Below are 1,082 nucleotides of genomic sequence, written 5' to 3'. Positions count from 1 at the left end.
ACGGCCCGTAGGATCGCTTTCGTGGACACCCGCTCGTGGATGTGGAGCGAGACCACATCCACCTCGAAGCTGGTGTGCTCCGCCTTGCCCGCCCATTGAAGCTGCGGGTCCAGATGCGGGTCGTAGGCGTACGGCGTCGTCTGCCGCTCGCGGACTTCGTAGGTGGGCGCGACGCCGGCCGGGGGGTTGTTCTTGCGCCGGGCTTCTCCGTGCCGGAAATCCCGCACGCCGTCTTGCTCTATTCTTGAGGTCCTTCTTCGCGGCATCTCTCAGCCCTCTCTCCGTCCTTTCCCATGGCCTCTGGTTGCACGTTGGATCCTCGAGGACAGTTGGGGCCTCACTCCGCCCTTTCCCTCTCCGCCTCCTGAATCACTTCTCTGAACACGCGCATGAAGTTGCCGCCCCAGATTTTGGCAATGTCCTCCTCCGAGTACCCCCGCTTGACGAGCTCAAGGGTGATGTTGGGCATCTCGGAAACGTCGTCGCAGCCGACTACGCCGCCTCCGCCGTCAAAGTCCGTGCCGATGCCCACATAGTCGATGCCCACCAGCTTTACCACATGATCGATGTGGTCCACCACGTCCTGCACCGTGGCCTTGGGCTCGGGATACTGGGCGTCGATGGCTTCCCACTCCTGGCGCAGCTGCTCGCGCACCTTCTCGTCCTTGATTTGGCCCCAGGAGCCGTACTTCTCGCGCAGCTTGCGCAAGGCGGCCTCGCGCTCCGCATTGGGCGGCGTGTCCTTCACGTAGGCGCTCAAGATGCACATCTGCATCACCCCACCCTTTTGCGCCAGTTTCACCAGCATATCATCGCTCAGGTTGCGCGGGTTGTTGCACAGAGCCCGGGCACAGGAGTGCGAGGCGATCACCGGAGCTTTGCTCACTTCGAGGACGTCGGCAAAAGCCTCATCCGAAATGTGGGAAACGTCTACGATCATACCCAGACGGTTCATCTCCGCCACCACCTGCTTGCCGAATTCGCTGAGCCCGTGGTGCTCCGGGCCGTTACGGTCGGTGGACGAGTCGCAGATGTCGTTGTTGGCGGTGTGGCACAGGGTGATGTAGCGCGCCCCGAGGTCG

The 1,082-nt window shown here is 62.7% G+C and carries 2 protein-coding genes; both read right to left on the bottom strand.

Going from position 1 to position 1,082, the window contains the following annotated elements:
• Positions 1-266, bottom strand: a 266-nt coding sequence (locus H5U38_12325) for a hypothetical protein (GenBank protein ID MBC7187810.1), incomplete at its 3' end; no start/stop codon positions are given.
• A gap of 71 nt (positions 267-337) precedes the next feature.
• Positions 338-1,082, bottom strand: a 745-nt coding sequence (locus H5U38_12320) for a membrane dipeptidase (protein ID MBC7187809.1), incomplete at its 5' end; no start/stop codon positions are given.

The organism is Calditrichota bacterium, assembly GCA_014359355.1.
In the GTDB taxonomy this organism is placed as follows: domain Bacteria; phylum Zhuqueibacterota; class Zhuqueibacteria; order JANLFK01; family Oleimicrobiaceae; genus Oleimicrobium.
The sequence above is the reverse complement of the archived record's forward strand: the minus strand, read 5'-3'. Positions and strand labels throughout refer to the sequence as shown.